20 protein-coding genes are annotated in these 26,083 nt (G+C 66.8%); 10 read left to right on the plus strand and 10 right to left on the minus strand.

Features of this window, described 5'->3' with window-relative positions:
* Nucleotides 1–370 (plus strand): hypothetical protein (locus MJD61_21195; GenBank protein ID MCG8557775.1); only part of this gene is annotated, 370 nt, incomplete at its 5' end.
* Between the two features lie 332 nt (nt 371–702).
* Here the strand turns inward: MJD61_21195 and MJD61_21200 are convergent.
* The gene (locus MJD61_21200; protein ID MCG8557776.1) at nt 703–2,469 is read right to left on the minus strand and encodes a protein kinase; all 1,767 of its coding nucleotides are present in this window, start codon (nt 2,467–2,469) and stop codon (nt 703–705) included.
* Between the two features lie 102 nt (nt 2,470–2,571).
* Between MJD61_21200 and MJD61_21205 the strand changes: the two genes are divergently transcribed.
* The gene (locus MJD61_21205) at nt 2,572–3,540 is read left to right on the plus strand and encodes a hypothetical protein (GenBank protein ID MCG8557777.1); all 969 of its coding nucleotides are present in this window, start codon (nt 2,572–2,574) and stop codon (nt 3,538–3,540) included.
* Between the two features lie 8 nt (nt 3,541–3,548).
* Here MJD61_21205 and MJD61_21210 read toward each other — a convergent pair whose 3' ends face one another.
* Nucleotides 3,549–4,112, minus strand: coding sequence for a hypothetical protein (locus tag MJD61_21210; protein ID MCG8557778.1), 564 nt, complete (start codon nt 4,110–4,112; stop codon nt 3,549–3,551).
* A 58-nt stretch (nt 4,113–4,170) separates the two neighbouring features.
* Nucleotides 4,171–5,286 carry a chorismate synthase gene (gene aroC / locus MJD61_21215; protein ID MCG8557779.1) on the minus strand — a complete coding sequence of 372 codons (1,116 nt, stop codon included), beginning with the start codon at nt 5,284–5,286 and terminating at the stop codon, nt 4,171–4,173.
* Nucleotides 5,287–5,863: 577 nt separating this feature from the next.
* Here aroC and MJD61_21220 point away from each other — a divergent pair.
* Nucleotides 5,864–12,232, plus strand: coding sequence for an Ig-like domain-containing protein (locus MJD61_21220; protein ID MCG8557780.1), 6,369 nt, complete (start codon nt 5,864–5,866; stop codon nt 12,230–12,232).
* Between the two features lie 123 nt (nt 12,233–12,355).
* On the plus strand, nt 12,356–12,835 hold the full coding sequence (locus MJD61_21225; GenBank protein MCG8557781.1) for a hypothetical protein: 480 nt from the start codon (nt 12,356–12,358) through the stop codon (nt 12,833–12,835).
* A gap of 198 nt (nt 12,836–13,033) precedes the next feature.
* Here MJD61_21225 and MJD61_21230 read toward each other — a convergent pair whose 3' ends face one another.
* Complete coding sequence (locus MJD61_21230) at nt 13,034–13,618, minus strand: sigma-70 family RNA polymerase sigma factor (protein ID MCG8557782.1); 585 nt, start codon at nt 13,616–13,618, stop codon at nt 13,034–13,036.
* A 380-nt stretch (nt 13,619–13,998) separates the two neighbouring features.
* Complete coding sequence (gene moaB / locus MJD61_21235; protein ID MCG8557783.1) at nt 13,999–14,541, minus strand: molybdenum cofactor biosynthesis protein B; 543 nt, start codon at nt 14,539–14,541, stop codon at nt 13,999–14,001.
* 135 nt (nt 14,542–14,676) lie between these two features.
* On the opposite strand from moaB, the gene purD reads away from it, so the two are divergent.
* The 4 genes from purD (at nt 14,677) to MJD61_21255 (ending at nt 17,940) form a co-directional block, all read left to right on the plus strand.
* Nucleotides 14,677–15,951, plus strand: coding sequence for a phosphoribosylamine--glycine ligase (gene purD / locus MJD61_21240; protein ID MCG8557784.1), 1,275 nt, complete (start codon nt 14,677–14,679; stop codon nt 15,949–15,951).
* Nucleotides 15,948–16,541 (plus strand): threonylcarbamoyl-AMP synthase, encoded by a 594-nt coding sequence (locus MJD61_21245; GenBank protein ID MCG8557785.1) that lies wholly within the window; start codon nt 15,948–15,950, stop codon nt 16,539–16,541. Before purD ends, MJD61_21245 begins: the two co-directional genes overlap by 4 nt.
* A gap of 180 nt (nt 16,542–16,721) precedes the next feature.
* Nucleotides 16,722–16,985: a hypothetical protein gene (locus MJD61_21250; GenBank protein ID MCG8557786.1), complete on the plus strand. Its 264-nt coding sequence runs from the start codon at nt 16,722–16,724 to the stop codon at nt 16,983–16,985.
* Complete coding sequence (locus tag MJD61_21255) at nt 16,966–17,940, plus strand: RluA family pseudouridine synthase (GenBank protein ID MCG8557787.1); 975 nt, start codon at nt 16,966–16,968, stop codon at nt 17,938–17,940. Before MJD61_21250 ends, MJD61_21255 begins: the two co-directional genes overlap by 20 nt.
* Nucleotides 17,941–18,085: 145 nt before the next feature.
* Here MJD61_21255 and MJD61_21260 read toward each other — a convergent pair whose 3' ends face one another.
* Nucleotides 18,086–18,775: a DUF72 domain-containing protein gene (locus MJD61_21260; GenBank protein MCG8557788.1), complete on the minus strand. Its 690-nt coding sequence runs from the start codon at nt 18,773–18,775 to the stop codon at nt 18,086–18,088.
* Nucleotides 18,776–18,996: 221 nt separating this feature from the next.
* Nucleotides 18,997–19,749 carry a hypothetical protein gene (locus tag MJD61_21265; protein MCG8557789.1) on the minus strand — a complete coding sequence of 251 codons (753 nt, stop codon included), beginning with the start codon at nt 19,747–19,749 and terminating at the stop codon, nt 18,997–18,999.
* Nucleotides 19,750–19,862: 113 nt separating this feature from the next.
* Here MJD61_21265 and MJD61_21270 point away from each other — a divergent pair, with 113 nt between their 5' ends.
* Together MJD61_21270 and MJD61_21275 are read left to right on the plus strand one after the other, a co-directional pair.
* Nucleotides 19,863–22,583 (plus strand): tetratricopeptide repeat protein, encoded by a 2,721-nt coding sequence (locus MJD61_21270; GenBank protein MCG8557790.1) that lies wholly within the window; start codon nt 19,863–19,865, stop codon nt 22,581–22,583.
* A 162-nt stretch (nt 22,584–22,745) separates the two neighbouring features.
* Nucleotides 22,746–23,336 (plus strand): AgmX/PglI C-terminal domain-containing protein, encoded by a 591-nt coding sequence (locus tag MJD61_21275; GenBank protein ID MCG8557791.1) that lies wholly within the window; start codon nt 22,746–22,748, stop codon nt 23,334–23,336.
* Here MJD61_21275 and MJD61_21280 read toward each other — a convergent pair.
* The 3 genes from MJD61_21280 to MJD61_21290 all read right to left on the minus strand — a co-directional run bounded on the left by MJD61_21280 (nt 23,333) and on the right by MJD61_21290 (nt 25,825).
* Nucleotides 23,333–23,704, minus strand: coding sequence for a response regulator (locus MJD61_21280; protein MCG8557792.1), 372 nt, complete (start codon nt 23,702–23,704; stop codon nt 23,333–23,335). The two genes, MJD61_21275 and MJD61_21280, sit on opposite strands and share 4 nt — an antisense overlap.
* An 847-nt stretch (nt 23,705–24,551) precedes the next feature.
* A complete protein-coding gene (locus tag MJD61_21285; protein MCG8557793.1) occupies nt 24,552–24,824 on the minus strand; it encodes a hypothetical protein in 273 nt (90 codons plus the stop codon).
* Complete coding sequence (locus MJD61_21290) at nt 24,821–25,825, minus strand: penicillin-insensitive murein endopeptidase (protein MCG8557794.1); 1,005 nt, start codon at nt 25,823–25,825, stop codon at nt 24,821–24,823. The genes MJD61_21285 and MJD61_21290 overlap by 4 nt, the downstream gene beginning before the upstream one ends.
* Between the last annotated feature and the right edge of the window lie 258 nt (nt 25,826–26,083).

Raw genomic sequence — 26,083 nt, forward strand, 5'->3', positions numbered from 1 at the left:
CCGCTCGAAGCTAGCGGAGCTGCTGCCGTTTCGGTCCCCAGCGGCGCCCGAGGCAGCCAGCCCCCGGGAAACCCCTGATCGCGAACCTGTTCCGATGCTGTTCGACGACTACGAGCAGCTGGTGCGCCACACGGGTCAAGCGATCCGCACGGACCAACGCGGCGTGCTGCCCGAGAAGCTAGCCCCGCTGGTCGAGCGAGCGGGGCTGAACGCCGAGACGTTCGTCGGCTCGGTGCAACAGTACGCCCGCACGTTCTTCGGGATGGGGGGGCAGGTCGAGCGCATCCGACTGGAAGGCGCCCGCCGGGGCCAGCAGCACGTCAAGGGCGTTCGGGCCGCCAGCCATCTCTACGCGCGCAACGCAGCCTGAGCGAACACCTGCTTGGCCACGACCCTCCCGCCGGGGAGCCGAGAGCATCGGAGCACGCAGGTGGGGTCCGCGCGAAAATTTGCCTTCCCCCTCGAAACGTACTCAGCCGTGTTGAAGCGCAGCAGAGGGTGGAATTGCACGCGGCGTCTCTGTGCCACTCAGCCGTGTTGAAGCGCAGCAGAGGGTGGAATTGCACACGGCGTCTCTGTGCCACCGCAAGATGGATGTCCTGAACTTACTTCCTGAACTTACTGCTGGATTCCCACTTTCGCGAGAATGACACAATTACACGAGACTACGAGGTTTTGAGACAGAGCCTAGTGAGACAAAGCCTAGTAGTCGAGCTTGCGCAGCAGCTTCGTGTTGGACCGCTTGCGGTAGCGGCGCTTCCTGTTCGGACGAGGGTCTCGTGCGGGCGGGGTGGTCCGGGTTGCGACCGTGGGGGTTGCGGTGGGGGCTGGTGCGGGATCGTCGCTGACGGCGAGCGGTGCCTGCGGCAAGATCCCGAGCTCCCATGGTGGAGGCGTGTCTTGCGCTTGGTCCTCGGGAGCTTCGGTCGCGGCGGCCGCCTGTGTGTCCGGCGCCTCGGACCTGCTGGGTGTCGGACGCGGCGCCTTCGCGACGACGTTCTCGGGGGCCGCCGACTGCGGTTGCGCCGGGTGCGACGTGGTTCCCTGGCGGCCGGTGGTGGCGGAAAGGGCCACCGCAGGCCGTGGTGCGGTCGCTTGCTCGCTGTGCGCGGCCCGCTGCGACGCGCTGGCCTCGTCAGCAGCGGGACCACGCAACGCAGCCAGCGCGAGCAACGCCACGCCGGCAACAAGCAAAAGGGCGGCGGCCGCACGCTGGCTGCGGAGCTGCGGCGCGGACGCCAGGTGCGCGAAGTGGCCGCGCAGGTAAGCGGGCAGCGGCTTCAGGCGCTTCGCGAGCACATCGACCAACGGGTCGCGTGGGTGCGAGTCCAGGTCGGGTCTTGGGATCGGCTGTGTGACGATGTCGTCCTCGGTGCCGGTCTCGAGCGTCTGTGCGGGATCGAGCGGCGTTGTAGCGTTGCGGCTCGAAGCACTGCTGCGCAGTGCGCCAAAGTGCGAATCGCCGGGACCACCGGGGCCGGTAAGATCAGGCAGCGTGGGGATGAGCGGCACTTCGACCTTGGCTGGAAAGGTCGAGCGCATGGGGCGCGGAAGAATCGATAGCGTATGCACGATGCCGGCGTCCGTGGTGCCCTCGGCAGCGTCGAGGAGCGCCTGCTGCATCTGGATCGCAGTTTGAAAACGGTCCTCGGGCCGGCGCTGCATCGCACGTGTCACGACATGACATAGCGCAGATCCGATTTCGGGGCGCATGGCTCCGATAGGCTCGGCATGGCCCGTGACGATCATGAGGATAAGGTCGCCAATGTTCTCGGAGTCGAACGGCAACCGTCCCGTGAGCGCCTCGTAGAGTATGACCCCCATGGCGTAGATGTCGCTGCGCGCGTCGATACGGCGCAGGCCGCGCGCCTGCTCAGGCGACATGTACTGTGGCGTGCCGACGATGACGCCTTCGCGGGTGGTGAGGGGCGAGCGATGGGTCTTGCGCCGTTGCCCGTCGTCTCCTTCCTCTGCGATCATGCTGCGCGAAATGCCGAAATCGAGCAGCTTGGGGTAAGCGCCATCGGGGGCGTCGACCAGGAAGACGTTTTCGGGTTTGAGGTCGCGGTGCACGATGCCCGCGTCGTGCACTGCCGCCAGGCCCCGCAGCGCCAGGCCCGCCACGCGCACGAGCTCGTCCACCGACAGCGCCGGCTCTCGGTCCATCCGGTCGGCGAGGGTCTCCCCCTGCAGCAGCGACATCACCATGAAAGGCTGGCCCCACTCGGACACACCGAAGTCCAGAATGTCCACCACGTTGCGGTGCTCGATGGCTGCGGCCAGGCGCGCCTCCCGCAGAAAGCGCTTGGCCTGGAGCTCTGCGTTGGAACCGTGCGTGTAGAGGAACTTGATCGCTACTGGACGTTCGAGCGACAGCTGCGTCGCATCCCAAACGCAACCCATGCCGCCGTCACCGATCTGGCTCTCCAGCCGATAGCGGTCGACGATCACTGAGCCTCGCTTCAGCATAGGTCTCGTCCACGGTTAACGGATGAGAGCCCGGCGGACTGGAGGGGAGGCGCGGCGGGGAACGTAAAGGGTTCTCGCGGTCGGCCGTAGACCACAGGAGGCATGTCCGGACCGCTGGCGGCACCCCATGAAGCGCTGCGCGCCCGCCCAGCGCGTGGCGGCAAGGCCGTCGTTCTGTGCGCCTTGTTGGCGCTGTACGAGGGGCCCGCCCGGGCCGAGCCCCCGGCGCAGCCCGCAGCTCCGGCCGGCGCCCCGGACGCCGGCGCCCCGGCGAGCAGCGTCAAGGTCTCCGGGGTGGTTTCCGCACCCGCGCAGGGATCGCCCGCGCGCTCCGGCGCCAAGACGTCCGAGCGATCGGGAAACACCGCGGCTGCCCGCGAGCTGTTTCGGGACGGGGTCGCTCACGCCGATGCGGGGAGGTGGGGAAAGGCCGCCGAGCGTTTTCGGCGCTCCCTGTCCCTGCGTGCTTCCGACGTTGTGACCTACAATCTCTCGGCGGCGCTGGTCGAGCTCGGTAGCTTGACGGAGGCCTCGGAGTTGTTGCGCACGATCCATACGGCGGCCGAGGATCCCGGCGTTCGTCGCGCCGCGGACGATCTGCTGCAGCGCGTGCTGCCCGGGCTGGCCTCCTTGACCTTTGCTCCGGGTGAAGCGGTGAACGGGCTCGCGGTTCTGCTCGACGGCAGAAGGTTGTCGGGGGCGCAGTTGGATGCGGCCGTTGCCGTGGATCCAGGGTCACACCGGTTTCTGATCGAACGTCACGGTCACCTGCTGGCGGCCGGTGAAGTCCGTTTGGCGGAGGGCGAGGCAAGGGAGATCCTGCTGCCCGCCCACACGCACATACCTTCACCCCTAGAGGTTGCGCGGGCCGCCTGCCGGGCCCAGGACGATGCGCACTGGAACGGGCAGGGAGCGTCGCTGGTCGAGAGCGGATGGTTCTGGCTGGGCGCGGGGACTGTGGTCGCTACCCTCGCCGTGGTGGTCATGTTCGCGTCGCGGAGAGCCGATAGCGGTCCGGCCAGCATGCCGGCTGCGCCCGCGGCCGAGCTGCCGGTGGTGGCTGCGCCCTGACCCGTCCCTCACGGGGCCGCAGTGTCAGCCGTTCCGGTGCGACCGATCAAGGAGGCGACTCGCGCCTCCTGGGTCAGCACAACGAAATACGTGGACGTACAAACCTTGGCTGGGAGCCTGGCACGACGCACGACCGTTCCCTCCAGAAACTCACCACCACCCACCGGGATGAAGTCGCCTTCGAACTCGTCTTCTACCATGGTCATCTTGTGCTTTACTGAAATCCTACATCCCTGCCGACCAACCGTGGTGATCGCGACGTTTCGACCCAGGCTCTGCTGGATCGTGTCTCCGAGATCGAGCTCCAACTTGCCGTAGTCGGCGTGCGGCGGGCAATCGCCGTCCAGCACGAAGAACGATGGAAAGTAGGTTCCCGGGAAAAAGCTGCAGTGGTCACCATCGAGCCGGCCAACGCAGGCTCCGACCAGCACGAGGCAACACAACAGCGCCACACGCAGCGCAGCGCCAAGACACGGCGCTGCACGCGGTGTGCGGCCAGGGCACGACGCGCCTGGCACACGCCGATCGAAATACGGCGAGGCGCTCTTCGGTTTCTTGATGGGGTGGGTCACGTTGCCAGCATACACTCCCCGGTTCCTCAAATGGGGCCGGTAGTCCGTTCGGCTCCCGTTACGTCTCCGCCGGGCCCTCCTTCAGGCGGAGAAGCACGTCCAGCGCGTGCTGGCGCAGCCAATGGTCAGCGAGTACGAGCAGCACCATTGCTTCCACCATGGGCACGGCCCGTGGCAGCACGCACGGGTCGTGCCGGCCACGGGCCTGCAGAGTTACCGGCCTGTTGTGACGGTCCACGGTCTGTTGTGCCTGGGAGATCGTGGCCGTGGGCTTGAAGGCAGCCCGCAATACGATGGGCTCACTGTTGCTGATGCCACCTTGAATGCCGCCGGACCGGTTGCTGGGGGTCCGCGGCTGCCCGTGCGTACCGGGCACGAAAGCGTCGTTGTGCTCGCTGCCGCGTAGCTGGGTGCCGGCGAAGCCGCTGCCTACCTCGAAGCCCTTGCAAGCGGGCAGCGACAGCAGCGCCTTTGCCAGATCGGCCTCGAGCTTGTCGAAGACGGGCTCTCCCAGGCCCGGCGGGACGCCCCGCGCGGCGCACTCGACGACGCCACCCAGGGAATCCTGCTGGCGCTTGGCCTCCTCGATGCGCTCGATCATGTCCTTTGCGACGATCGGATCCGGGCAGCGCACCGGGGTTGCCTCGACCTCCTGAGCCTGCACCTGGCCGGGATGCACATTCGCCTCGAGCCCATGGATGCTGCGAACCCAGGCAACGACCTCGACGCCTGCCGCGCAACGCAGCAGTTTCCTCGCTACGGCGCCCGCCGCCACGCGCCCGATGGTTTCGCGCGCGCTCGCGCGCCCGCCTCCCTGCCAGTTGCGGATGCCGTACTTGGCCTGCGTGGTGTAATCCGCGTGGGAGGGTCGGTACAGGTCCTTGATCGGCTCGTACGCTTGTGGCCGGGCGTCCTGGTTGCGCACGAGCATGGCGATGGGGCTTCCCAGTGTCAGCCCCTCGAAAAGGCCGGATAGGATCTCGACCCGATCCGCTTCGCGCCGCGGGGTCGTCAGTCCGCTCTGTCCGGGGCGCCGGCGATCCAGGTCCGCCTGGATCTCCTGCGCGTCGAGCGCCAGTCGGGCCGGGCAGCCGTCGACGATCACACCAACCCCGCCACCGTGCGACTCACCGAAGGTCGTTGCGCGAAACAAATGACCGATGCTGCTTGCCACAAACCCTCCTGCCGTTGCGGGCGCGAGTATGCGGCAGGGCGTCACCCTGCGCCAGCAGACCTCACGGCCCCTGCGGCGGGCCCACCTTCAAATGCCGCTGGTGGAAGCTCGAATCTTCGCATCGTGCGCGGGTTGCGAGGCGGCTGCTTCGGGGCTCGGTGAAAAAAAAGCACAAACCTCTTCCATTTTTGTTTCAAATCGGCACACTCATTCTCGACTAGCCGGGGCCGAAATATGATTCGAATGGGTTCGTGGGGTGTCCACCCTGCTCGAGGGCTGTATAGGTCGTGCACACACGTGTGCCGGATGCCTCCGTTACGGGATGTGGTAACCGCGCGCACCGTTGCAACCGTTCTCTGGTGTTACCGGGTGGGGCACCGTTTACGCAGCGGGCATTCAAGCCGGTCCGGCGTTGCCGCGGGCCTGCGGGTAGGCCGCTGGCGTGAACAGACACCTATGCACTGGCGTGAACAGACACCTATGCCTTGGTGTGAGCGGACACCTATGCAGCTGCGAGATGAAACGGATTCAACTACCCCCCAATAGGATCGTCACAGCGACTCAGGAGACAAAGCTTATGCGTATACGGAAGGATTGGCGGATCGGGACCCTGGCTTGCGCGCTGGCGCTTTCAGGCTCCCTGGCGGGCTGTAGCTGCGACGACGATGGGCGGGATCCCCTCCCGGCGCCCCCACTTGCCGAGCTCGAGTCCATCGAGGTGAGTCCCGTCTCCGGCAGCTTGGAGATCGGCAGCCCCGAGAGCATTCAGCTGACGGTGACGGGCAACTTCGAAGACGGCATGAGGATCGACGTGACTGCCATGGCCATGTGGGCATCGTCCGATCCGAACATCGTGAACGTCAGTCCAACCGGTGTGGTCGCGCCCGGCACATCGCCCGGCGTGGCGGACGTGGTGGCAACCGTGGTGCGCCTCGGCGACAACATGCCTCTCACGTCGCAGGCCACCATCACCGTCACGGACAGGCCCCAGGTGGATGAGGTCCAGATCAGCCCACCGGACCAGGTGATCGCCGTCGGCACGTCGGCGAATTTCACTGCGACCGCCATCTATACAGACGGGACCAACCGTTCCGTCACCGGGATCGCGCAGTGGCTTTCGAGCGACCCGAGCGTGGCGGTTCCGGACCCTGTGGTTTCGGGCCGTTTCAACGGCGTCGCGCCCGGCATGGCAATGGTGACCGCCATGGATCCGAGCGGCGTGATGGGCACGGCCCTTCTTACCGTGAAGGCGCCGATGCTGCTGGCGATCGAGGTGACGTACAGGACACCGGGGACGACCAGCGTCCTGCCGGGCACGACCGCTCAACTCGTGGCGACCGGGATCTACGACGACGCTTCCCGGCAAGAGATCACCAACGACGTCATGTGGGCGAGCGAGCAGACCGGCATCGCCACCGTGGATGCCGACGGAGTGGTCATGGGTGTCGCCTCCGGTACCGTCAACATCACGGCTACGCTGGGTGACCAGACCGGCATGCTGACCGTAGTAGTCGCCGACGCGGTGCCCCTTTCGCTCAGCCTAACTCCGGCCACGGCCACCGTGCCGGTCAACGGAACCGTGAGCCTGATGGCGACGGCCACGTTCTCCGACAACACGGCAGCTGACGTGACCACACAGACCATGTGGGCGAGCTCCGACGAGAGCAAGGCTACGGTTGCGGCGGGGCAGGTGCTCGGCAAGGCAAAGACCGACGCCGGGGCACCGGCGACGATCACCGCTACCTACACACGCGGCGGCGAGACCGTCGTGGCGACGGCGGCGATCGTGGTGACCGCCTCGCCCACGCGCCTGGAGGTGACGCCGGCCGCACCGCCGGTGCTGGCCAAGGGCCTGACGCAGAACTTCAGGGCCACGATGCACTACAGCGATGGCTCCACCGTGGACGTGACCTCGGATGCCAACGTCACCTGGACGAGCTCCAACGAGGCCGCGGCCACGGTCTCGAATGCCGCCGGGAACAAGGGTCAGGTTGAAGCGGTAGCCGACGGCGTGACCCAGATCACAGCCAGCTTCAACGACCGCATGGGCACGATGATAGCCTCGTTGCCCGTCGCTCTGCGGACAAGCGATGCTGCGGTGACGAGCATCGAGGTGTCGCCAGCTTCAGAGAGTGTTCCAGCTACGCTCAAGGTGGCGTACCGGGCAGTGGGCACCTTCAGCGACAGCAGCACCAGAGACATCACCGCGGAAGTCACGTGGAGCAGCAGCGCGTCCACCGTGGTCAGCATCTCGAACGCGGAGCTGAGCCGAGGTTTGGCCGAGGCCCTTGCTGCGGGGATGGCCACCATCACCGCCACGCACCCTGGAACCGGCCAGACAGGGACCACCACGCTCACGGTCACCGGCGCCACGCTGTCCAGCATCGACGTCCAGCCGGGCTCTCAGACCATCAACCAGGGAGAGACCCTGCAGTATACTGCCACGGGTCGCTTCTCCGACGGCAGCAGCCACGACCTGACCAACGACTCCCGCACCACCTGGAGGAGCAGCGCCGCCGCGGTGGCGACGGTTTCCACTGCAGCCGGCAGTCAAGGCTTGGCCACCGCAGTGATGTTCGGCTCGGCTACCATCCACGCCACGCGCGGCTCCATCACGAACAGCGCGTCGCTCACCGTGGTCTCGACCGAGGTGGCCTCGATCACGGCGAGCATCGACGCTCCCACGCTGCCCGAAGGCCGTACCGGGCAGATCAGCCTGCAGGCGACCTACACCGATGGAAGCTCACGGCCCATCAGTGCCGAGCTTGCCAGCTACTCGTCGTCTGCCCCGACCATCGCGCAGGTTAGCAGCGCGGCCGGCAGCAAGGGTCTTGTTACCGGGCTCGAAGCCGGCGGGACCGGTTCGGGCAACTCGGCTTCGGCCACGATCACGGTCAGCTTCGGGGGCAAGTCGGCCAGCGTCGCGGTGGCGGTGATCGACTGCGCATTCGACGGGCTCACGGTTATCCCCGCTGGCGTCACCGTGCCCAAGGGGGTCAGCCGTCAGTTCCAGGCTCTGGCGAGCTACCCTGCCTGCGGTGCCGTCAGCTCTGGCGGAACCTACGACGTGACCGGGGCCGCTCTGTGGACCGTCAGCAACACGGCTGTGGCAAGCGTATCCAACGCCGCGGGCAGTGCGGGTCTGGCCATGGCCCTGCCGGGCGCAGCGAGCGGCGCATCGGCCACGGTAACCGCCACGCTGGGCACCCTGAGCGACTCGCAGTCTCTGACGGTCACGGGCGCGTGCGCCGAGAGCCTCACGGTGGCGCCGCTCGATCCGACGATCCCAGTGGGCGTCACCAAGCAGCTGTCGACCTCGGTCAGCATGAGCGACGGCAGTACCACCACCACCTATCCTGGAGTCCAGTTCTCCGGGGTCAGCGGCGGGGCCGTGGATGTCACGGGTGCCATGGTGACAGGCATCGCCGCAGGCAGCGAGACGGTTACCGCCAGCATTTCGGTGGCCGACGGAGGTTGCACGGCGATCAGCGCCGAAACCACGTTCACGGTCAGCGGCGCCACACTGACGGGCATCAGCGTGAACCCCACCTCGCAGACGGTTCCCCTGGGTTCCAGCGCGTCGTTTGCTGCGACGGGCAACTACAGCGACGGGACCAGTCACGACATCACCACGGCTACGGGGACCGACTGGAGCACCGTCAATCCCGGTCTAGCCGAGCCGACCGCCCCCAAGGGCACGATCCTGGCGAAGGCCGAAGGCACGACGTCGGTCATCGCGTCGAACTCTTCGCTCACGGGCACGGCCCAGCTAACCGTGGTGAACAAGCAGATCACCAAGATCGCGATCAACGTCGACACCAACGTGGCTGCGGGCACGGCGTGCGCCTTCGAGGGCAACTACCCGGTGGGTGTCGATATCGGCTATACGGCCACGGCCACCTACACCGATGACTCCACCGCCCCGGTGACTGCGGACGTCACCTGGTCCACCAGCGACGCCACGGTGGCGTCGTTCAAGACGGGCAGCGGCTCACGCAGGCACTACTTGCACGCCCACAAGGCGGGCTCGGCAGTGATCGACGCCTGCCTCGGCGGCGTCTGCGCTTCGGCTTCGTCGAGCGCCGCGTCTCGCACGCTCACGGTGAGTGCGTCGCTGTCCCTGACGGCGGTCGAGATCCGTGCGACGGCCGGCTTCGGCGACTTGCAGATCGGCGCGTTTCGCGACTTCCGGGCCTTTGTGATTCACGGAAGCGGGGAATGTGACGTGACCACCGCGAGCTCCTGGACTGTGGAGGCGCCAATGCCAGCCGGCGTGCTCTCGATCAGCAGCTCGCCCCCCAACGAGGGCAGGGCGACCGCGGGGGCGGTCGCGGGCGGAGGCAGCGCCAACATCAAGGTCACCTTCCTGGCTCTGTCCGACGTGCGCGGGCTGAGCATCAGCGGGACCTGCTTCGACGGGCTCAGCATTTCACCGTCGAGCTTGACCGTGAATGCCGGGCGTAGCGGGACGCTGACGGTTTCCGGCAGGCGTTCCGATGGATCGACCACCACCAATGTCGGCGGGGTAACCTGGAGCACGAGCGACAACGGCGTGTGTACCGTAACAGGAGGCACGGTTCAGGGTGTGGCTCCGGGCTCCTGCACGGTGACCGCCTCCCTATCCGGTGGCACCGTGTGCGATCAGGTGACCTCTCCCATCACTGCCACCGCGAGCGTGGCCGTGGACGAGCGGGTGCTGACCGGCATCGCGGTCAGCTGTCCCGAGGTTCCCGCATCCGGGATTCCGGCGCTGTTCATGACCGACTGCATAGCCACGGGCGCGTTCAGCACCGGACCCACAGCCGATATCACGGAGCAGGTGACCTGGAGCTCGAGCCTGGCCGCGGTTGCGGCTGTGAGCAACGACCCCGGAAGCAAGGGTATGGTCACCACCACGACCCCGGGCACCGCGATCATTCAGGCGGCACAAGGCGTCATCGCGGGCACCTTCTCGCTGGCGGTGAACGGGGCGACCCTCGACACCATCACGCTGGCGCCCGGCAGCGCGAGCAAGCCCGTGGGCTTCCAGGAGCAGTTCAAGGCCACCGGGCTCTACATCAACCCGACGCAGCAGTTCGATCTGACGGACCAGGTCACCTGGGCGTCGACCGACGCGACCAAGGTGTCGGTGAGCAGCTCGGGTCTGGCCAGCTTCGTTGCGCAAACGCCCACGCCGAACAGCATCGGATCGGAGGACCCTTCGGTCACGGCCAGCAAGGACGGCAAGACGGGCAGCGCGCTGGCGAACGTGAACGCGGCGACGCTCGCCTCGATCGCCCTCTCGCCTCACCCGGTTACGGTCGCGGAGGGCTTGACCCAGACGTTTACGGCCGAAGGCACCTACTCCGACAACAACACCTCGGACGTGAGCGGGCAGGTCACCTGGTCTACGGCCAATGGCAATGTGGCCACCGTAGACTCCTCCGGCGTCGCGATCGGAGCGGGCCAGGGCAGCACGCAAGTGCGGGCCACCCTCGGCCAGGTGTTCGGCGAGGCGACCATTACGGTCAGCAGCGCCTGCATCACGGGCATCACGATACAGCCCGCAACGTTGGGGCGACCTGCCGGCGTGCCGGTGCAGTTCGTGGCAACGGCCCTCCTGTCGGACGGACCCACCATCGATGTGACCGACGCTGCGGAATCGGCGTGGTCGAGCAGCGAGCCGGGGGTCATGCCTGCCCCCTCGAGCGCGAACAGCTACAGGCCTGTCACCACGGCCCCGGGTTCATCGACGGTCAGCCTCACCTACACAAGCAGCGCGCTGTGCACGAACGTGGGTAGCGGCGGCGCGCTGACGGTAAACGTGCCCGTGACGGTAAGCTCGGCTTCCCTGACCAGCATCAGCATCTCGCCTGACGGCGCGGATGTTCCGGTCGGCACCACGCTGCAGTACATGGCGGCCGGCAACTACAGCGACGGCACCACCCACGACATCACCAGCGTGGTGACGTGGCAGAGCCTCAATGCCACCGCGCTGGCGGAGCAGGGCGGCGGTAGGATGCGCGGGGTGAACGAGACCGGCGGCTTGACCGTCCTGGTATCGGCGTCGTTAGGTACGCTGGAAGCCACGGTCAACGCTCGCGTAACTTCGGGCGTGCTGAGCAGCATCGCGCTCAGCGCCGAGGACAGCACGGCGGCCGATTGTGCGCTGAGTTCGACCGTGAGTCCCTCGCATCCGGCCGGAGGTCGCAGGCTCATGGCTCACGCCATGGGCACCTTCTCGGACGGCCGCACGGCCCCCCTCATCGGCCAGGTGACCTGGTCTTCCAGCGACGACGCGATAGCCACGGTCGATTCAACCGGTATGATCACCACCGGTAGCGCAGGCAGCGTTACGATCACGGCGACCAGTGGCAGCACGACCGCCAATATGACGCTCAGCGTCGTTGGCGGCGCGGCGTCGAACCTGTTCATCAACAACGGTGCGCCCGAAGCGAGGGTCGTGCTTGGCAACACCGAGACCAGTCTGTACGCCGAGGTCACGCTGGGCGGGGTGCAGTATTGCGTCAGCCGAGATACCAACTGGAGCTCCGCAAACACCGGCGTCGTCGATGTCAGCAACGCTGCCGGCAGCGAGGGTCTGCTGACCACGGTAGCTGTCGACACGGCCAACGTTACGGCGACGTTGGGCACGCTCATGGACGTGATTCCGGTTGTGGTGTCCAACGAGACGCTGAGCTCGGTCGAGGTGCTGCCGAGCACGCTGGCCCTGTCCGTGGGCGGCACCGGTCAGCTGCGGGCTTGGGGTGTCTTCAGCGCCGGAACTCGCAACGAGATTACCTCTGATGCGAGCACGACGTGGTCTACGCCAGCGTCCAGCTCCGCCACGGTAAGCAGCGAAGGGCTCGTGACGTGCGGCTCGGCTGGCACCACCACCGTGACGGCGAGCGCTCCCTCGGGCAGCGGAGGCATGCCTGCGGGCACGGCGACGGTTACCTGCCAGTAGCCCACAGCGTGCGGTCGACCGCCGCAGGAGCGGTCGGCTGCCCTGGGCGGCCGGAGTCCGGCCGCCCATTACCCGAGGCAAAGCAATGCGCGGCCGGAGTCCGGCCGCCCATTACCCGAAGCAATGCGCGGCCTGAAGCAGTCCGGCGGCTCTCTATCCGAAGCCATGCGCGCCCGCTCCCGCGTCATACCCTGCCTGGCGCTGATCGTGACCGTTGTAGCCTGCGGGGGATCCGGCGAACCTGCATGCGTGGCGCAATTGCCTCGCGCCTCGCAGGGCGAGTGCAATCTCCAGTACATGCCGACCTTCGACCGCATCTACCTCGAGACGCTCGGTAGCGGAAGCTGCGGTACGGTCGAGGGGCTCATGTGCCACTCGCCTAACGCTTCGGCCGGTGGCCTGATTCTCGCTGCAGACGAGAACACGGCTTTTCGATCGCTGCTGCAAGGCGGCCGCGTCATCCCCTTCGATCCCGAGTGCAGTCCCCTGATGCGGCGTCTGGAGTCCGGGAAAGCGGATTTCCAGATGCCGCCTGGCGGCCAGCTTAGCCCGCAAGTGCGTTGTGCTATTGTTGAGTGGATCGCCAACGGCGCCCCACGCTAGCTCGTGTCTGGCCAGAATGGCGCCATGGCGGCTTTCGTCCTCGCAGCGCAGCTTGAAATAGCGCTGCTATTCCATCGCTCCGCTGCTTCGGGCGCGCTCGCCCTGGCATCCATTCTGTCCAGACACGAAGTCGTGGAAAGGCACGAAGGATGGCGCCATGGCGGCTTTCGTCCTCGCAGCGCAGCTTGAAATGGGGGTTTAGGTGGCGGCGTTTGGGATCGCGGTGAGGTGCGAGCGGTCTCGGGCTTCCAGGATGCGCAGTTGCCGCTCGAGCAGCGACCGCGCCGACCGCAAACGTGCGTACACGGCTGCGGGCGTGACACCCTGCTCGCGGGCAACCTCGGCGACAGCCCGATGCTCCAGGGCCACCTCGATTAGCGTGTCGCGCCTGGTGTGATCGAGGCCTTGCAGGAGTCGTCCGACCCGCCTCGCTTCTTGTGTCCAGGCACAGCGCTGCTCGGGACTGCTCGCCGAGCTGGGCTGCCTGCCATCGATGTACTCCAGCTTTCGCTGCCGTTGCGCCCGGCGTTTGTACTCGGAGGCGACGTTGCGACACACACCGGAGATCCAGGTGCCCACGCTCGAGCGTCGAGCAAACTTTGCCTGCCCGAGCCAAACACCGACAAGCACGTCCTGTTGCGCGTCGTCCAGGCTCGACGCTGTGACACCAAGGCGGGCCAGGTGGCTTCGGACCAGGTTACGATACTTGGCTGCAAGCGATCCGAAACTCTGCCGCGCGCATCGGATAGGCTGGGTCTCGATACAAGCAGAAGCTGGATTCATTTGTGCCGCTCCCTGATTCTCGGCAACCACGGCCCAGGGAGAAGCAAGACATGTGCCGTAGCTTTCACCGCGTCGCCAGGGTCCTGCAACCGTGCTGGTCCACGGGGGCCGCGACCACGTTACGAGGCGAGCGCGCCACGGTTTGCGATCGTCCGCAGTTCCGGTGTGGTCAGAAAGCCACAGTCGTGATCTGCGTTCTTCTTGAAAACCGTGGCGGAAACGGCGTCGCACGCGGGCGGACGCCGGGCTAGCCCTGACATCGCTGCTGGCGGCGGGACGAGGCAGAGGGTACCAGCCCATGTAGGGCTAGTGACTCGACGGTTCAGTCCGCGGCCCCTTCGAGGAGCCTTGCTGGGCCTACGCCGTACGGGCGTGGAGCGTCAGTCGCCGGACCGTGCGGGAGCGGCTCGCGGCATGAGCTCCACGAAGTTGCAGGGGCGGAACCGATAGTCCAGCTGATGGCGCAGGATCTGGTCCCAGCCGTCGCGGCAGGCCCCCGGAGATCCGGGCAATGCGAAGAGGAAGGTCCCTTGGGTGATGCCGCCCGTGCAGCGCGACTGGATGGTGGAGATGCCGATTTGCTCGTAGCTCAGCCAACGGAAAGCCTCTCCGAAGCCCGGGATCTCTTTGTCGTATAGCGCTTGGAATGCTTCCGGGGTGACATCCCTGGCGGTGACCCCGGTTCCCCCCGTGCTGATGACGACCTCGACGTTGCTGTCGGCGATCCAGCGTCGCAGCTGCGATTCGATAGCCTGCTGGTCGTCCGTCACGATGCAGCGCGCAACTACGTTGTGACCGTCGGCTCGGGCCCGCTCCTCGAGCGTGGCTCCGGACCTGTCGCTCTGCTCGGAGCGAGTGTCCGAGACGGTCAGGATGGCGATGTTCACTGGCCTGAATGGGCGCGTTTCGTCGAGCTTGGGCATGGGCTCCTCCGGCTGCTTCCGCCCGAGAATAGCTCGTTCGCGTGCGGCGGTGCTAGCGCTTCACTTTGTGTTCATGACGCCGAATCGGTCGATTCCTGGAACCGTATCGGCTACACACGGACCCAGGGCGCCACGATGAGGACCATAGTGATCGGCAGCGGGGGCAGGGAACACGCGTTGGCGTGGAAGCTGAGCCAGTCGCCCGAGGTAAGCAGCGTGCTTTGCGCTCCGGGCAACGCGGGAACGGCTGCCATCACGCAGTCGGTCGAGGTTTCGGTGGGGGACAACGAGGCGATCGTGGCGTGTGCTCGCGCGCATGCGGCCGATTTGGTTGTGGTGGGACCCGAGGCTCCGCTGGTGAACGGCGTCACGGACGCCTTGGCGGCGGCGGGGATCCGGGCGTTCGGACCCTCCCGCCGAGCGGCGCGTCTCGAGGGCTCGAAGATCTTCGCGAAGCGGTTCATGACCCGGCACGCTATCCCTACGGCCGATTGGGCTGCCTTCAGCGATCCGCAGCAGGCGGAAGCTCATCTGCAGCGTCGCCAGCAGCCTCCGGTGGTCAAGGCGGACGGCCTGGCCGCAGGCAAGGGGGTGGTCGTGCCAGCCACGCACGCCGAGGCGCTGCAGGCGATCGATCAGATGATGCGCGGGCGCAGGTTCGGCGAGGCCGGCGCGCGCGTGGTGCTCGAAGAGCGCTTGACGGGGCAGGAGGTCAGCTACCACGTTGTGGCCGACGGCAAGCACTACGTGCCCCTGGCCGCGGCCCAGGACCACAAGCGGCTGCTGGATGCCGATCGGGGCCCCAATACGGGCGGCATGGGTGCGTACTCGCCGCCTCCGCTGGTTACACCGGAGCTCGAGCGCAAGATCCTGCAGCGAATCGTAGAGCCCACCCTGGCCGGTATGGCCAGCGAGGATATGCCCTATCGCGGCGCTCTCTTCCTCGGGCTCATGATCGTGGAGGGCGAGCCGCTGGTACTCGAGTACAACGTGCGCTTCGGCGATCCCGAGACCCAGGTGCTGATGAGCCGCTGGCACGGGGACATCTTGCCCTTGCTCGATGGCGCTGTGCGAGGCGAGCTCGCGGGCTTTGCGGCTGCCTGGGGGGCGCCGGCGTCCGTGTGTGTGGTGCTCGCCTCCGCGGGCTATCCGTTCAGCCAAGCTGCGAGCGTTCCTATCGCTGGGGTCGAGCACGCCGCAGGAGGGGCGGGTGTCGAGGTCTTCCACGCGGCTACCCGCAGCGAGCGCGGGCAGCTGGTGACCGCGGGCGGACGTGTGCTCGGCGTAACCGCCAGGGGGCCTGGAGTGACCGAAGCCGCCACACGTGCCTATGCGGCCGCCGACTGTATCGAATTCGAGGGCAAGCAGTACCGCAGCGACATCGGCTGGGGCGCCCGGCTAGCGCAGTGATCGCCGCCGACGAGCTCGAGGCACTAGTCGATGTGCTCCGAGGCGGAGGGGTTGTTGCGTGCGCGACCGAGACCCAGATGGGGCTTCTCGCCGACGCCCTGAGCGAAGCGGCGGTCGCCAAGGTGTGCCTGCTAAAGAACCGTCCCGACGGCGTGCCGCTTGCGGTGCTGATCCCGTCGCCACGCAGTGTTTCTGCGGTGGCGAGGGAGTTCCCCGAGGCGGCCAGCTCGCTCGCGGACCGCTGCTGGCCAGGACCGCTGACTGTGCTCGTGCGGGTGCGCGCCGGTTTGCCAGCCGCCCTGAGCAAGGACGGCAAGATCGGGGTGCGGATTCCGGGGCCCAGCCCAGCTCGCGAGCTCGTGCGTGCCTTCGGCTCACCGCTGACGGCCACCAGCGCCAATCTGAGCGGGCAGGCCGTGGCCCGGGACGGCGAGCACGCCCGAGTGGTTTTCGGCGCCGAGCTCGACGCCGCCGTCGCCGGCACCGCGCCCGGCGGGCTGCCCTCCACCGTGGTCGACACCACGGTGCATCCGCCGCAGCTGGTTCGGCGCGGCGCGGTTCGAATTGATGGCGGCGGTTCGGATCGATAGCGGCTGGGGGAAGATAGGGCGGCTAGGGGAAGACAGGGCGGCTGGGGGAAGACAGGGCGGTTGGGGAAGACAGGGCGGCTGGGGGAAGACAAGGTCTTTTTGACAGTCGGGCAGCGGCGCGATATTTGTCACGTCGGGTGTGGATGGAGCAACACACGCGGTTCACCCCCCGGAGGCACGATGGCGCTGATCGAGTCGGACGAGGCGGCACGGCGGCTTGCAAGGGCGATAGCCAGCGATCTTTCACTGTACAACGAAGAGAAGGTTGTGGAGGGGATCAGCAACGACAACCTCTTCGAAGTGCTCTCGGAAGAGCTCGAGGAGGGGCGTGCACTGTTCAAGAGCAGAGTGACCCCAGAGCTGTTTGCACGTAACTTCTACGATCGCGCGGTCATCGACATTCTGGTTCGATCCAAAGCGCACGTTGAGTCCAAGATGTGGTGATCGCGGACGCGGAGACACGCTGACTGCGCGGGAGCCCTTCGAGCTGGTTATTCGCCCCGACGAGGTGGGCTGCCGGCTGGATCGGATCCTGGTCGCACGCGAACCCGGGCTGTCGCGTTCCACCTGGAAGCGTTGGCTTGTCGAGGGCCGCGTTCTGGTCGATGGAACACCCGTTCGGGCGAATACCCGGCCTCGCACCGGTGCTGTCGTGCACGTGCATCCACCGCCAGCCGAGCCTGTGGAGCTCGGCGCCGAGGTCATCGCGCTCGACGTGCTGTTCGAAGACACCCACCTCATCGTGATCGACAAGCCGGCCGGACTCGTGGTCCATCCCGGCCCAGGACACGCGACGGGCACGCTCGTCAATGCGTTGGCCGAGCGGCTCACGGAGCTGGTTGGCAGCGATCCGGTGCGTCCTGGCATCGTGCACCGACTCGACAAGGACACTAGCGGCGTGATGGTCGTAGCGAAAGCCCACGAAGCGCAGCAGGCACTTCGCCGCCAATTCCAGGCCCACGACATCGAACGCCAGTATCACGCGATCGCGCGTGGTCAGGTGCCGACGAAGCTACACCTCGATACACTCCACGGCCGTCACCCGGTGGATCGAAAGCGCTTCACCTCCAGACTGCAGCGAGGCCGGCGTGCCATAACCGAGGTGCAGGTCCTGGAGCCGCTCCACGCGTGCGCCTTGGTGCGCTGCCGTCTGCAGACCGGACGCACGCACCAGATTCGAATGCAGCTTGCCGAGCGCGACCACCCTCTGCTGGGCGACCCGGTCTACGGGCGAGCGCCCAGGGATCCGCGCCTGAGGGCAGCGGCGTTGAAGCTCGGTCGCCAGGCCCTACACGCCAGCACCCTTGGCTTCCGCCACCCGCTGAGCGGCCGCTACCTGGAGTTTGCCAGCGAGCTGCCGCACGACCTGCGGGTCGCGCTCGACGCCCTGCGTCGCTAGCTTTGTTCCTGCCCAGAATGGCGCCATAGCCGCTTACGGCCTCGAAAAAATCCTCAAAATAGCGCTGCTATTCCTGCGGTTTTTTCTCCGGGCGCGCTGGCTCTGGCATCCATTCTGAGCAGGAACGGGCATTCTCGGACGGGTCCTAACCCGAACTCAGCGCCGACATGCCGCGCTGAGCATTCACGTACATGTCGATGTTCCGAAACACCACGAAGACCTTCTTGGCCTTGCTGGCCCTCGCATACGCCATGGCACGATCGACGTGGTCGTCGGTGTACCTGGACCGATAACCGGACGGCCCGGGCAGCCTAAGATAAAGAACGGTGTTCGAGAGCCTCCCCGCCGGGGTCCCTGAGTGATCCAGCTGGTCCGTCAGCGGATCCACGGCCACGCTGACGGGGGCGTCTTTGATCGTAGCCAGCACGTCCTGCACGGACCAGGCCTGTAGGTCCAGCACAGGCCGGGGTCCACGCGTGCCCATGAGGCGAGGCAACGCAAGCGCGAATCGGCGCAGCTTGGTGCGATTCGGCTTGCTCGCGGCGAATTCGTCGCCGGCACGGTACACGACCGCCACAGCGGCCAGGGTGCGCGCAAGTTGCGCGATAGTCTTGACCGTTTCGGTGTTCGTCTTGTCCACGGAGAAGCCGGCCTTCGAGAGGGTTCCCGGTGCCAACACGCTGAAACCAAAGCCTTCGGGGCACTCCCGTTGCCAGCGGCGCACGGTCCCTCCGCCGGGAATGCCGAGCTCGGTCTGGTTGATCTCCACCGCCATGAACTCCCGGAAGTAGCGACTCGTCGCCACCGGGAAACCCGCACAAGCTACGAAAATCATGGGCGCGGAGTATACCGACTGCTCAGGAACCTTTCACTGAGAAGGCTCCAAAGTAGGCTCACTCGATTCCGGCAAGCCACCGCCTCTGGCGGTGAGACTCGACAAGGTTGGACCGTCCCGCGGTGCTTTCCCTGCCCTTGCCCGGACACGTGATGGCCGAGGCGCTCGAAGAAGTCGAACAGGTCGTCTCGATGGTCGGCGGAGAAACCCGGGCAGCGTGCTCAGTCCAGGTCGACGATCTTCCACCGCCCGTCTTCCCGCTGGAAGGTCACGCTCTTGCTTTGCCCGTAGGCCATGGTCGCGTGGTTGCCCACTTGCTCGATAGGATTGTCGATGTTTTCACTGAGATTGGAAAGCAGACGCTGCGTGTCGTCTCGGTTTTCGCCCTCCCACGCCGCCTTCATCTCTTGGGTGTTGATGCCTCCTTTGAGCGCGTTGGGCACGAGTCTGAGCACGACCCCGTAGCGCTTGCGCCGCATTGCGCGAATGAAGGTGCGCAACGCAGCTCGCGGAGACGATTGCGGATAGAAGTCCACAACGCGTGTTGCGATGCGCCAGCCTCCCGGCTCGCGTACCAACCGCAAGGACTGGCGATCCCCGTAGGCCAGCGTCGCCCATTGTTCGGCTTGTGCAGGACGACGCAGAAGCGCTCGCACCAGCTGCCGAGCTTCTGCGGGATTACCCTCGATGAGCGCTCGAAACTCCGCAAGAGAAAGCCGAGCGCGCAAGTCGCGCGCCATCCATCCATAGGCCTCCTCGTAGCGCTCATCCGCCACTGCCGCCGCAAAGGCTCGGGCGCTCGTTCCAGGTTCGGGCCCGGCCGAGGAGCCATGCGAGCAAGCCGCTCCGAACAGCAGACACGCCGACCCCGCGAGCGTGCACAAGCGGCGACCACGGCGCTCATGACGCTCATGATGCGCCGGGCTGTAACTTCCGCTTCCGGCTGGTGCTTGCTGCGCGAGCGTGCGGTGCATCCCTACTCCAACGAAGCTGCCGCGATCGGGACGCTGGACCCCGATCGGGCCAGAACCTGGACATCAAGGTAGTGTCGTCCGAGTTTCCCCCGGTCTGGTACAATTGCAACGTTGTGACCAGAGGTAGTGGCGAGCAGACCGCCGGTAATCTGGATGCGCGGTTGCTGCGTTTCCGTTCCAATTGGCGGGCTGAGGACGCGGTCAGGTTGGCCAGCGATCTGCTGGCAGCAGGCAGGATCCGGGATGCCAGACAGGTGGCGCGTGCCAACCCTCGGGTAGAGGGCTCCGAGGCCAAGCTGCTCGTGCTGCAGGGACGCGCCTACTACGAGGAGCAGGAATTGGCGCGCGCGCAGACGTCGCTGATCGAAGCAGCGCGCCGAGATCCAACGTACGCGCCCGCTTATCGCTGGTTGGGACAGGTGCTGCTGCGGCGCGGCGACCCGGACCGTGCAGAACGCGTACTGTCACGGGCGTGCTCCCTGGACCCCGCCGACGAGCAAGCCGGCGAGCTTCGCCGCAGGGCTGGCCGCCTGGCCGGGCTTACACGCACCAGTGAGCCTGCCACACGCGCCGCCGAGGATGACCGCGAGATGGACACGACGGCGGTAGGCCGATACTCTCGATCGCGACCAAGCACTACAGGGGAGACCCCCGAACAAGCGAGCGTCGCGCGCCTTTCGGAACCCTCAGTCGCCTCACCCATCAGGATGGCCGGCGACGCGTTGCGTACCCGACACGATCAGCTTCCAGCCAAGACGCCGGATACGCTACGGCATGCTATCTCGAATGAGCCCAGCCCCAGCGAGGATGAGTTCCCGGGCGCAAGAAACAAGCTTCCTGCGTCCGAACATCCGGCGCAGGATACGCCACGGCCGGTGCGGGACACGCCGCAGCCAGCGAGCTTGCACCCGAGCAGCGCGGCGCGGTTGCCGGCACGCGCAAACGGAGCTTACCAGCATGTCGCGGGTGAGACAGAAACCCTGGAATTGGCGCCGGACGCCGATGCGTTCCGTGAGGTGATTCAGCCTCGCAGCACGCTGCGGGTCTTGCTGGCGTGGATCGCCGTTGCAGGCGTGATCGCGGGCATCGCTTACTGGAGCTGGCTGCAGCGGCGCGAGCTTGTGGAGCTTGCGGGTTTGGTGGCGCCCCAGCCGGAAGGCCAACCGGTTGCCGGCAGCATGCCGGCGGCACCCCCGGCGGCATCCCCGGCGGCACCCCCGGCGGCACCGACTCCCCCCCCGGCGGCCAAGCGCGTCCCGCCCGACGTTCCGCCGGTGGCCGCTGGGGAAGCGCGCCAGGCCTGGCAGGACGCGCGTCGGCTGCGAGAGGCTGGACAGCTGGAGGATGCGCTGATCGCACTAGAACGGGCAGCGGAGTACGAAGGTCAGGGCCGGCTGGATGCGGAGAGTCTGGCCGCCGAGGCCCACGCTCTAGCGCAGTCCTCGTCTGAGCACCACGATCTCGAGATTGCTCAGCGAGCTGCCGAGATTTCCCTGCATCTTCGGCCCGACGTGCTGGCGCAGCGCCAGTTGCTCGCCGATGTCTTGATCCGCCGGGGCTACGGCAAGCGCGCCCTCGGGGTCTTGCAGCGGACGCACACGAGTGAGCCGGGGGTGTTGCTGTTGCGTGCGAGGGCCGCGCTGTTGACGGCGGAGCCCAAGGCGATCGAGCAGGCGCTCGAGCGGCTGCAGGGTCATGCCACGTCGCATCCCGACCGTGATCCGACAACGCAAGCGCTGTTGCTCCGACTGCGCGTGCAGTTGCGCAGCGCGCAGGGGGAGTCGGCCGATCACAAGCTGCTCCGCCAAGCGATCCGGCTCGCAAAACGGTCCCCTCGCAACCACGATGCCGCCTTGGCCTTGATCGAGGCCGCCCTGAGCGCGCATCGATTCGCGCTGGCCGAGCCTGTGCTCAAACGGCTGAGCCCCAATAGACCGCGTGACCCGCTCGTGGAGTACCTGCACGGGCGCGTGAAGCGCGCGCTGGGAGCTGTCGATGCTGCAGAGACCCACTTGCGCAAGGCGGTTGCGCTCGCGCCGGCGTATACGCAGGCCCGGCTTGCGCTCGGCGCGTTGCTCCTGGATCGAGGCGATTATCTCCAGGCCTATCGTGTGTACGAGGACGCGCCTGGGCAGGCACAGCGCTGGGTACTCGGCCGACTCGAAGCGCTGACCGGGCTCAAGCGTTTCGACGAAGCCGCGCGCGTGCTTGCCACGATCGCGGAGCCCTGGCGGGATAGACCCTATGTACGGGAGGCCACGGCGCGCTTCGAGCTCGCGCGCGGCAATCCGCGCAAGGTCGTCAAGATCCTGGCGCCGCTCACCAAGAGCGAGCAGGCAGCTGCCGGGGTCCTGTGCCTGCACGCGGACGCGTTGTACCGAATCGGCAAGGTGGATCCCGCGGGTGCGCTCTACGATCGTGCCCTTGGAAAGGACCCCGACTTTCCGGAGGCTTTGATCGGCCGGGCGCGTACCCATACACGTGCGGGCAGCGCCCGCCGCGCCCTCGCCCTGCTCGAACAGGCCGAGCAGAGCCTGAGAGGTCGTGTGCGCCCCAAGGCGGTCCTGGCGCAGCTGCTGACGCTGCGTGCCGAGACCTATCTCAAGGACAAGAGACTCACCGACGCTCGCGAATCGCTCGAAACGGCGCTCGGCCTCACGCTGCAGTCGCATGCCCCCGCCGAGGCCTATTTCTTCAGGGGAGAGCTGTTTGCGGCGACGAGAAGCCGGGGTGCGCGAGCCTCGTACCGGGAATACTTGCGCCGCGCTCCCAAGGGTCGTTTCGCTGCTCGCGCGCGCAAGGCGCTCAAGCCCCGCAAACGCAGAAGGCGTTGACGCAACAGACCCCACACGCGCAAGATTACACAGATGGGCCTGCGCTGGTTGCCAGCCGCGTGTCTGCTGATCGCTTGCGGAGCCGGGGCGACACCCGCATCGTCGCGAGCTACCCCATCCCCCAGAGCAGCCGCTGCGAGGCCGGCGGACGAGCCAGCCGCAATGACCCACATACAGGTCGAGGGCATCATGGGAACGATCCCCGAGCGCCTGATCGAGCAGCGCATGTCGGCCAGGCAAGCCCGCCTTGTGCGGTGTTTCCAATCGCGCATGCAGCAGCTCGAGTTCCTGGCGGGCTCGATGGAGCTCCATTTCCGGGTCGACTCGGAGGGGCGTGTCACGAGGGTAGGACCCCACCGTTCCACGGTCGGGGACCGCGAAACCGAGTTGTGCATGCTGGCCGTCGCGCAGAGCACCCGCTTTCCGCGGCCCAGCGGCGGGAACGCGGCCGAATTCACCTGGAGCTTCGAGGTCGAGGTGAGCGAGGACGTACGAGCTCCAGTGACCTGGCAGCAGGTACGGGTAAGCGACTCGATCAAGGAGCATCGCTCGGAGCTCTCCACCTGCCCTGGTTGTAGCGGCTGTGAGCTTACCGCGTACGTCGCCCCCGGCGGCCGGGTCATGGCAGTCGGCGCGGCCGCCCGGCGACCAATCGGTGAGCGCGCATTCGACTGCGTTGTACGCAGTGTCGCCTCCTGGAGGCTGCCGGACCCTGGTTCTTATCCAGCCAAGGTGACCTTCCGCCTCCCCTAGGAGGCGCTTTGCAGAAAGCCTTGCACGCGAGAAACGAGCGTGGCTGGATCCGCGGCCTTGTCGATGAAGCCGCTCGCGCCGCAGCTGCGCACCAGGCGCTCTGCCTGTTCCGGCGCGCGAGCCGAATACAGCACAAGTGGACAACTGTGTGAGGCGTCGCAGGTCCGAGCGATCTGGATCAGCTTGTCTCCCGTGATCGCGGGCAAATTCACATCAACCAGAGCAAGGTCGGGCTTTTCGGCCGTCATGATCTGGCTGAAAGCAAACGGGCTGCCGCTGCTGACCACCTGATGCCCCGCTTCCTCGAGCGCACGTCGGACGACACGTATGGCCGCGTCGCTATCGTCGATCACCAGGATCTTGGCCATGGCGGTGCCACCGGAGCAAGCCTAGCACGATCCAACGCGAGCCCCCACGCGATTTCGGCCACGGGAACCTGCCCACGTCGCAGGTCCCAAACGTCGCTGGCTGTGTTGCGCCTCCTCGAAATATCCCCAATATTCCTCGTCGTCGCGCCTTGCCGGCGACGCCCGGTCTGCTGCGATCTGCACAGGTTATTCGGTGGCGGAGCCTAACATCTGCGAGCGCTCGATCGGTGTTCGGCGCACGGGGTGCAGCCGTGCTTTGCTGTCGATCGTGGCCGGGCTCGTGAGCGCCGGCTGCCAGGACCGCGGCGCTACGGGCGGCTCGGCGGACGCAGCCGCCGTCGATGTTTCCGGCGACGCTGCAACGGTCCCAAACCCCGCGAGAATCTGTGGTGCTACCGCATGTCGCGTGAGCATGGAGCAGCGCGCACGGGGCTTGCGACCATGCTGCCGCGGCGATGAATGCGGTTGGAGCAGTTCTCTGATTCCCGAACCGCACTGCTACGAACCCCGCCGCAGAAGAGGTGGGGTCGACCTCAGCTGTCCGGACATCGAGCTGCCGGGATCGGTTATCTGGCGAGGCTGCTGCACGACGGGTGGGACCTGCGGGGGGCTCGACCTGCACACGGGACTTGGCTGCGTGGCTCAAGCGCAGCTCCCGCTTGCGAATCCACCGGCCGGCGGGGCTGCACCCCGCCGTTGCACCTACGACGCTCAGGCCACCTGTGAGGCGCTGGTCGAAGTGGTTTGCGACGGTCCGGAAGACTGCCCCGGCCAAGTCTGCTGCGGGCGCTCGCGCAGCAAACCGCAGGTGAGCTCCATCCAGTACGACAGGTTTGTTTGCTTGGATTCATGCGCCGGGGCCGCGGACCCCAGCGGCAACTACTTCGAAATGTGTCACCCGGGCGCACGTTGCAGCAACCCCGCTCATCGGTGCCTCGGAAGCTACTTCCTGCCGGATTTCTTGCACCGCTGCTTCGACAGCGGCCCGCAACCCAGCAGCGATGCGGGCAGCGGTGGGGGCGAGGTGCGGTGCGGCGAGCACGCGTGCCAGGTTGGCCACAAGTGCTGCCTTGCGAGCAACGGCATCGCGCGCGAAGGCCGAACCCAGTGGCAGTCTCACTGCGTGGCAAAGGACGTCGCGTGTGCCTGCCGGCCAACCGCGACCGTGTCCGATGGCGGGGGCGTTGCGGATGCCGCGGCTGCGGATGCGGCTACGGCGCCGGATGCCGGCGTCGACGCTGCCATCGATGCCGCCACCCAGGCCGGAGCCGACGCGGAGATCGACGCCCAACTCGATGCGGCAACCGGCGCTGGCTCCGACGCCAGCAGCGACGGCGCGCCCACCCAAGGCCAATAGGGCCCGCGATCGCGGCAAGACGGCAGGTGAGCGGGAGGGCAGTAGATCCGTACGTGAAAGTGATTGCGGTGACGATGGCCCCGGCGTGGCTCGCGCATCACCACACGTGCACGCCTGAGCACCCAAGCTGGGGCACGGCGTTGACGAGCCTCCGCGAGCAATCGACGCTTCAGGGCCCGCGAGACGAAGATATACTGCACGCTGGCGTCCGCATCGGTCAGCAGGCGCGACACGAGCTCCCAGTTGCGGGCGTCGTCGAAGCGCAGATGCCGATCGCGGCCTCGCCCAACCCCGCTGCGGCCGAATTCGACGAAGCGGCTGGCCTCGGCCGGGACCCCGTTCCGATCGTTCACGTAGAATCCGAGGTCCACGTCGCGACCGTTTTGGTGCGACTGGTGCCCGCCGATTTCCCCTCCGTAGCGCCGCGAGAGCTCTCCGACCGAAAGCCTGGCACCCGGCAGCCGAAAGGCCACGCCCCGGGCCACACGCTGCAGCAATCGCACGAGCTCCAGCGTCCCGTAGAAGTGGCCGCGATCCCTGTACTCGGCCACGTGTCGAACGTAGCGCGAGGGTCTGAGCGCGACCGCACCGAGCAGGGCTCCCTGCCAGGGAAACCCCAGGGAGCGGCTGGCAAGGCCGGCGGGGGCCGCCTCCGCCACACCACCCATACGTGCCAGCGCGTGCTGCGAAACCACCATCAGGACGCCAAGGATCCCCATGGCACCTGCAACCAGCAGCAGCGTCACCACTCGGGGACGAAACATGCCACCAACGTAAGCGGCACGTCGTCGCCGGGCCAAGTTTCTTGCCAGGGACGCGTTTGCTAGGCTTGGCGCGTGGGTCTGCTCTTGCGCTTCCTGGTACCGCGGATCGCAAGTGCGGTCCGGGTTCCGGAACCGGCCCCAGGGCTGGTGAGGACCGGCTCCGGAACCCGGATCGGCCACCAGTGCATCCGTGGACCCCTTGTCGATTCAGGCACAACAGCCCATAAACTCGGATCGAGTTTCCGGGCCGTTGTACTA

The organism is Pseudomonadota bacterium (assembly GCA_022361155.1).
Taxonomy (GTDB): Bacteria; Myxococcota_A; Polyangia; order Polyangiales; family JAKSBK01; genus JAKSBK01.

Coding starts and splice junctions, on each gene's coding strand:
- MJD61_21200 (MCG8557776.1), bottom strand. CDS start 2,469: ATGCTGAAGCGAGGCTCAGTGATCGTCGACCGCTATCGGCTGGAGAGC.
- MJD61_21205 (MCG8557777.1), top strand. CDS start 2,572: ATGTCCGGACCGCTGGCGGCACCCCATGAAGCGCTGCGCGCCCGCCCA.
- MJD61_21220 (MCG8557780.1), top strand. CDS start 5,864: ATGCGTATACGGAAGGATTGGCGGATCGGGACCCTGGCTTGCGCGCTG.
- MJD61_21225 (MCG8557781.1), top strand. CDS start 12,356: ATGCGCGGCCTGAAGCAGTCCGGCGGCTCTCTATCCGAAGCCATGCGC.
- MJD61_21230 (MCG8557782.1), bottom strand. CDS start 13,618: ATGAATCCAGCTTCTGCTTGTATCGAGACCCAGCCTATCCGATGCGCG.
- moaB (MCG8557783.1), bottom strand. CDS start 14,541: ATGCCCAAGCTCGACGAAACGCGCCCATTCAGGCCAGTGAACATCGCC.
- purD (MCG8557784.1), top strand. CDS start 14,677: ATGAGGACCATAGTGATCGGCAGCGGGGGCAGGGAACACGCGTTGGCG.
- MJD61_21250 (MCG8557786.1), top strand. CDS start 16,722: ATGGCGCTGATCGAGTCGGACGAGGCGGCACGGCGGCTTGCAAGGGCG.
- MJD61_21260 (MCG8557788.1), bottom strand. CDS start 18,775: ATGATTTTCGTAGCTTGTGCGGGTTTCCCGGTGGCGACGAGTCGCTAC.
- MJD61_21265 (MCG8557789.1), bottom strand. CDS start 19,749: ATGCACCGCACGCTCGCGCAGCAAGCACCAGCCGGAAGCGGAAGTTAC.
- MJD61_21275 (MCG8557791.1), top strand. CDS start 22,746: ATGACCCACATACAGGTCGAGGGCATCATGGGAACGATCCCCGAGCGC.
- MJD61_21280 (MCG8557792.1), bottom strand. CDS start 23,704: ATGGCCAAGATCCTGGTGATCGACGATAGCGACGCGGCCATACGTGTC.
- MJD61_21290 (MCG8557794.1), bottom strand. CDS start 25,825: ATGTTTCGTCCCCGAGTGGTGACGCTGCTGCTGGTTGCAGGTGCCATG.